The organism is Pelagicoccus sp. SDUM812002 (assembly GCF_031127835.1).
In the GTDB taxonomy this organism is placed as follows: Bacteria; Verrucomicrobiota; Verrucomicrobiia; order Opitutales; family Opitutaceae; genus Pelagicoccus.
This window is the reverse complement of record NZ_JARXHX010000119.1, coordinates 1-561: the sequence shown is the minus strand read 5'-3', so window position 1 is coordinate 561 and position 561 is coordinate 1. Positions and strand designations below refer to the sequence as shown.

Sequence of the window (561 nt, the reverse complement as noted above, 5' to 3'; positions counted from 1 at the left end):
CGTTCTCCAAAATAGAATGAAACCGATCCTAGCACTTTTTCTATCCACTTTTGCGACAGTAGCCCTAAATGCCCAACTGAAATCGACCAATGAAGAAGTTGAACATGGAACCAAAACCACCTTCTTCCGAAACGGTACGAAAATACTTACGGATGAAGTTATCTTCGTAGGCGAAAACACGCCGAAAAGAAGAATTCAAACCCAGGTTCTTTGGCTCGGTGATGTAGCTGTTATGAGAATCGACACATTCATGATCGATCCAATGAGATATTACTATTTCAAAGACGGAATAGAAATGACCGAAGTTATGGATTCGAATGAAATTCACGTCACCAGAAAGCTCTGGCCGGATGAAAAAGACATACACGAAGCCTTTCTGGTCGGTGACGATGGTATGTTGACTCCAGTGACGGACGAAGTCTGGGAAGAAACATGCGTACCAATAACTGGCACACTAAAACAAGGAGAATCATTCTACTTAACAAAATAAGGGAGAACCAGTCGTGCCATACAACTCCGGCCAGCGCTCCGCGCTAGCCTCCGCGTATGCACTCGACGTTC

Annotated in this window: 1 protein-coding gene; it reads left to right on the top strand. The window is 44.6% G+C overall.

Annotated features, from left to right (window positions below; genetic code table 11):
• Positions 1-490: hypothetical protein (locus QEH53_RS23955; RefSeq protein ID WP_309025765.1), on the top strand; the 490-nt coding region annotated here is incomplete at its 5' end.
• Positions 491-561: the final 71 nt, after the last annotated feature.